Genomic DNA, 6,084 nt, shown 5'->3' with positions numbered 1-6,084 from the left:
CGCGGGATGGAGCAGTCTGGTAGCTCGTCGGGCTCATAACCCGAAGGTCGTCGGTTCAAATCCGGCTCCCGCAACCACTGAAATTAAATACCTAAAAAGTTAAAACAAAATAGCACTCTTTATCGAGTGATTTTTTGCGTCTGCAGTTTAATAAATTCTTATAATTATAAAACTCACCGTTACTGCGCAAAACACTTTGCACAAGTAAGCGAAGGTCGTCGGTTCGCTTTTTACAAACTCAAGCTCCCGCAACCACTGAAATTAAATACATAAAAAGCTAAAACAAAATCGCACTCTTTATCGAGTGATTTTTTGTGTCAGCAGTTTGATAAAATACCTTATATTCTGCTTTATTTAATGACTTTACTCTAATATCTGTGACGTTTAACAAATAACTTATTTTTTAAAAAAGAGTATTTTATGTTAAAACGGTTAAAAGATTTTAAGTAACAATACACATCACATGACAGAACTTTATCACTGGTTTGATTTAATAGGCATTGCGGTGTTTGCTGTGTCGGGCACTTTGCTAGCGTACGAAAAAAAAATGGATGGCTTTGGAGTCGTAGTTTTAGCGACGGTAACTGCTATTGGTGGTGGTACAGTGCGAGATCTAATTTTAGATGTTCCTGTGTTTTGGTTACACGATCAAAGTTACTTTTTTGCCATACTAGCTTCAGTATTTGTTACAACACGCCTTATAAATAAACAAAAGCCGATACCTCATTATATTTTACAAACAGCGGATGCGTTTGGTTTAGCTTTTTTTGCAGTAATGGGGGCGCAAAAAGCGCAGCTTGTTGGTATGCCCGATATGACAGCGGTAATTATGGCTGTAATTACAGGCTGCTTTGGTGGATTAATTCGAGATGTGCTTGCACGCGAGATCCCTATGCTATTAAAAGGTGAGCTTTACGCTATTACCTGTATAGCGGGTGGCACTGTTTATACGCTTGGCATTAGTTTTTCGTTAGTAACCGAAATGGCGATGGTATTAGGTATGTTAATGACCTTATTACTTCGTTTAGCTGCTATAAAATGGCAAATCACATTACACGTTTTTAAATATCCTGACTAAACTGGTGTAATCACACCATTTACTAGGATAAGGAATGTCGTTAGCTCGTATATTTTCTCGTGCTCAAGTGGGTATAAATGCCCCTGAAGTTATTGTAGAAGTTCACCTAGGAAATGGTTTACCCGCTTTTCATATAGTAGGCCTGCCCGAAGCGTCCGTTAAAGAATCAAAAGATAGAGTACGTAGCGCACTCGAAAACTCACAATTTGGTTTTCCCGATCAACGAATAACTGTAAATTTAGCCCCTGCCGATTTGCCAAAAGATGGTGGACGGTTTGATCTTGCTATTGCGGTGGGTATTTTAGTCGCCTCTGGGCAAATAGTGTGTCCTGATATTCACAAGTACGAGTTTTATGGTGAGCTTGCTCTTAATGGTGAGGTGCGTGGTGTAAACGCTATTTTACCTTCGGTACTTGCTGCAAAAGAGCAAGATCGTTGCTGCTTTTTACCTCTTGCAAACGACAGCCTAGCAAGCCTAGTTAATGGCGTTAAACGCAAAGCCGTAAGCTCTATTCAAGAAGTGTGGGGGGATTTACTTAATCAACAACCCTTACCATTAAATATAGAGTATCCCGACTGCACACAAGCCCCTGACTTTTTACTTGATTTAAGCGATGTGAAAGGTCAGCCCGGTGCAAAGCGAGTACTCGAAATTGCTGCAGCTGGCGGGCATAATTTATTATTTTTAGGTCCTCCAGGTACTGGTAAATCGATGCTGGCCCAGCGAATGGCAACTATAATGCCTACTATGTCGGACGATGAAGCTATTTCGACAGCTGCGCTTTACTCTATTATTGGGCAATCCATAGATTTAACTAATTGGCGACAGCGGCCATTTCGTAATCCACATCATACTTGTTCAGCTGTTGCCTTGGTGGGGGGCTCTTCGAATCCCAAACCTGGTGAAATTTCTCTGGCACATAACGGTGTGCTCTTCTTAGATGAGTTACCGGAATTCGAGCGTAAGGTACTTGATTCACTGCGTGAGCCAATGGAAACCGGTACAGTTACTATTTCACGTGCAGCTAGGCAAATGGAGTTTCCGGCGCAGTTTCAGCTTATTACAGCATTAAATCCAAGCCCAACAGGGAGCCATACTGATAAGCGGGCAACTCCCGATCAAGTTATGCGTTATTTATCGCGAGTATCAGGACCTTTTATTGACCGTATTGATTTGCAAATAGAACTGCCTCGTCTAACGAGCGTTGAACTACAAAGTACTCAGCCAGAGGAAAGTAGTGCTGAGGTTAGAGCAAGAGTTGAAGCGGCTTATTACCTACAGCTAAAACGCCAAGGTAAGGTTAATGCGAGGCTTAATAATAAAGAAATGAGTGTGCACTGTGTACTAGCGCCAGCAGAGTTGCAGTTTTTAGCCAGAGCAAGCGAGAAGTTGTCTTTATCGCCACGCTCTTATCATAGAGTGATTAAAGTGGCGCGTACTATTAGTGATTTAAAAGGCGCTGAAAACATTAGTTTAAATGAGCTTAAAGAGGCACTTAATTACCGCGCATTTGAGCGCCTTATTGCGCAATTAACTAAGTATTAAATAGAAAGCATATACCCTTTACCGCGTACGGTAACAATGCGTTTTTGATCTTTTTCGTCATTTAATTTTTTACGTAAACGACCAATCAGCACGTCAACAGTACGATCGTTTGGACTCCAATCGGGCTGGCCTATTTCTTCTGATATTTTTTCACGGGATGTGGCTTTACCCGCATTACTAATTAAGCAAATAAGCACTTTATGTTCGGCTTCAGTTAAGCGTGATTCAACGCCTGCAGCAGTAATTAGTGTGCGGTTATCGGGGTGAAGCTTAAAGTCAGCATATTCTATAAATTCTTCGCTTTCGTCGTCTTCTAGGTTAACGGCAACACGCTTATAGAGCGCGCGCATGCGAAGTTCTAACTCAAGTAAATCGACAGGCTTACAAATATAGTCATCAGCACCTTGTGCAAGGCCTGCAATACGATCGGCTTGGGAGTCACGACTCGATAATACAATAACGCCAATATCGGTAAGTGTGTTTAATTCTTTTGCCAGCTGAAGCCCATCACGCTTTGGCAAAACAATGTCAATTATGGCTAATGATATAGCACCGCGCAGGTTTACCCGCTGCCTTACAATGTTAAGTGCATCAGCGCCAGTTGGGTCTACCTCTATTGTAAATTCGGTATCTGCAAAGTGATTTTGGATGCGTTTAACGAGTAGTTCATCGTCTTCAACCAATAAAACATTAATAGCCATAGTACTTTATTTTGAATGCTTATAGCTCTGTATGGTAGCACCATTAGGTAAATGCTGAGAAGGGGGTTTATTAGTTTTAAGTAACTTAATATTTCAAAGGTGTATAAGACGTTATTAGAGGATGAGGTTAGCACCTTTAAACTAATTAAAAGGTGCTAAATAATTAATACTACTATTAATAAATCTGTATTAAGTCGTTATTTTAAAGGTTCAGGCTCAGTCATTTTTATACATTGAGTCCCACCATTGAGGTTCATCTTTTAGCTTTTTATCAAAGTATGCAAGCATGGTGTTCCACCAATCAAATCGTTTATCGCGTGCAAAAATTTGGTGGTTGGCGCCTTTGTATTCGATTAACTCTACGTCCTTATTAAGCAGTTTAAGCGCAGTGTACATTGTTAAGCTTTCGCCAACAGGTACATTGGTATCGCTATCACCATGAAGAAGTAACATAGGAGTTGTTACTTTGTCGGCATGAAACACAGGGCTGTGCTTGCTGTAAAGCTCAGGGTTATTCCACGGAAAGCTATTTTTTGATGCTTCGCCAGAATATAAGTAGCCCCACCAACCTTCACCCCAATACGAGGTAATATTAGAAATACCCGCATGAGCTATTGAAGCACTAAATATATCGGTTTTAGTTGCCAATAACATGGTCATGAAGCCACCGTATGATGCCCCTAAATTTCCTATCTTTTCACTATCAACATAGTTGTATTTCTTTAAAAAGGCTTGCGTGCCTTCGATAATATCGTCTGCAGTGTAGTCGCCCCAGGCATTAACATGCTGCGCTGAAAAATTTTGTCCAAACCCTGTTGCGCCAGTAGGCTGTACTACATAAACAATGTAGCCATTTTCTGCCCATAAGTTAAACGGATAACGACCTGTAAAACCACGCGTAACTGGTGAAGTGCCGCCGTAGTAATACACGAGCGCCGGGTGCTTTTTAGTTTTATCTAAATTGCTAGGAATATAAACGCGGCCAGTTATTTCAACCCCATGTTTATTTTTAAAATTAAACTCTTCTAATGTAGGGAGTCGTGTATTTGCATAGCTACTTGGTTTTGAATCCCATATTAAATCTGTTTTATTTTTACTGACGTTAAGGCGCTTTAGCTGTTGTGGCGCTAAAGCGTTAGTGCCACTTAATAAAATTTCGGTATTACGGTCGTGTGAGTAACTAAATTGTTCAACAATATCCAATCCTGTATTTAACTTTTTAAAGCGCTGTTTACTTAAATCAAATAGGTAAAGTGGTTGAGTGTCTTGCTCTGTTACTTTAATGAGCGCATCGCCGTTTTCTAAAACTTGCAGTTGGCCAATAGCAGAATCGAATTGTTTACTAAGTGCTTTTACATTTTTACCACCTTCAGTAAGTAGGTAAAGTTGCCCGTCGTAGTTATTAGCAAGCATTGCTTTTGGTAGAGCTCTGCCTGCACCATTTTTAAAGTCAGGGCCTGCAACTACATAAATATCTTTATTTGCGTATTTGGCTAAATTAAACGTTTTGAATTTACCAAGCGATGAAAGCTTGTTTGATTTTAAATCGAGTTCGGCTAACTCTGTTTCAGGGTGGGTTGATGCTTGCATTGCCATTACTGGGCGGCTCATTAATATTTTGCCACGGTTACTATTTGAATCTTCAAGGCTGTAAGAAAGAGGACCTTGGCTAAGTGCTTTAGTTAAACCACTTTTAGTATCAAGCATATAAATCTGGCTGGTGGTACGTGCATACGACCAGCGATCTTGTAGACCTTTATAGTGCTTGGTTAAGCTGTTAGTGCTCTCAGGTGATTTAGACCAGCTAAACAAAAGACTGGTGTCGTTATAAAAGGTAAAGCCATTGGCTCCTTCTAAATCGTTTGCTAATGTTTTTATTGAGAAGTTTTTACGGCTAAGTTGTTTAAGTTCACCATTTAACAAATACACTAAATATTGGTTATCTGGACTCCAAATAATGTTACTTGGTTGACCTGCTTCGAAGCGATAAAGCGTTTGATTATCTGAATCTTTAAGTACAGTAACTGTATTTGCTTGGTTTTGTGTTTTATCGCTATAAGTGCGAGTAGTAGTAACGTACTGCTTAGCATTAGGTGCGAGTGATAATTGGCTGATCGTAGGGGCATCAAACAATTGTTTTGCAGATAAGCGTTTTGTTTGTGAGGCGCTAAGCGTAATTTTATCAACGTCGTTTTTAGGTGCAAAATCAAGCATTACGTCGTGCCAATTAGCTACTTGTTGGGCTACTATTAAAATAGAGTGAGTACTGTTATTTAAAGCTAACTTATAGCTATTTTTATCACCTGTTTGTAGTTCGCCATTAATAAATAACTGACCTTGCTCAATCCCTTTTAAGGTAAGCGTACCTTGTGTAAAGCGGGTTGTTTCAATATTAAATTTTAGTGCCTGTAACCCACCTAAAGTGAGCGCATTGATTTTATTAAACGGCTGCCAGTTTTGTTTTTTCCCAAATGCAGAAAAACTATCTGAGTCTGCTTGTAGCTGCGGCAATAGGTTATTAATAATGGCATTGCCATGAGGTGTTTGAAAAGGCTTTAACTGCATATCTTCGGCAAGTGGGCCGATAAACTGAATTTTTGATTTATCCAATGGTGCAGCTATTGCAGCAAAGCTTAAGCTGCTAAGCGTCAAAAGAGTCGCTGCATGCTTAAATAGCTTATTTTGATGACACCATGGTGCGCTAAATTTCATTATTATGCCTATTATTATTGGAAGTTTGGCCAAATATAGCATGTATT

The 6,084-nt window shown here is 39.9% G+C and carries 4 protein-coding genes and 1 tRNA gene; 3 read left to right on the top strand and 2 right to left on the bottom strand.

Features of this window, described 5'->3' with window-relative positions; genetic code table 11:
- The 3 genes from AAEY68_RS02675 (at position 1) to AAEY68_RS02665 (ending at position 2,624) form a co-directional block, all read left to right on the top strand.
- Positions 1-77, top strand: a tRNA-Met gene (locus tag AAEY68_RS02675).
- A gap of 386 nt (positions 78-463) precedes the next feature.
- Positions 464-1,078, top strand: a complete 615-nt coding sequence (locus tag AAEY68_RS02670; RefSeq protein ID WP_007587018.1) for a trimeric intracellular cation channel family protein — start codon at positions 464-466, stop codon at positions 1,076-1,078.
- A 34-nt stretch (positions 1,079-1,112) separates the two neighbouring features.
- Positions 1,113-2,624: a YifB family Mg chelatase-like AAA ATPase gene (locus AAEY68_RS02665; protein WP_024590552.1), complete on the top strand. Its 1,512-nt coding sequence runs from the start codon at positions 1,113-1,115 to the stop codon at positions 2,622-2,624.
- Here the strand turns inward: AAEY68_RS02665 and AAEY68_RS02660 are convergent.
- Together AAEY68_RS02660 and AAEY68_RS02655 are read right to left on the bottom strand one after the other, a co-directional pair.
- Positions 2,621-3,325 (bottom strand): response regulator transcription factor, encoded by a 705-nt coding sequence (locus tag AAEY68_RS02660; protein ID WP_002957913.1) that lies wholly within the window; start codon positions 3,323-3,325, stop codon positions 2,621-2,623. The genes AAEY68_RS02665 and AAEY68_RS02660 overlap by 4 nt on opposite strands.
- A 216-nt stretch (positions 3,326-3,541) precedes the next feature.
- Positions 3,542-6,037: an alpha/beta hydrolase family protein gene (locus AAEY68_RS02655; protein WP_024592462.1), complete on the bottom strand. Its 2,496-nt coding sequence runs from the start codon at positions 6,035-6,037 to the stop codon at positions 3,542-3,544.
- Between the last annotated feature and the right edge of the window lie 47 nt (positions 6,038-6,084).

Origin of the sequence: Pseudoalteromonas sp. RB2-MNA-CIBAN-0110 (assembly GCF_040309305.1) — a bacterium.
Classification (GTDB): domain Bacteria; phylum Pseudomonadota; class Gammaproteobacteria; order Enterobacterales; family Alteromonadaceae; genus Pseudoalteromonas; species Pseudoalteromonas arctica.
Note: the sequence above shows the minus strand (reverse complement) of the source record. Positions and strands in the feature narration are given on the sequence as shown.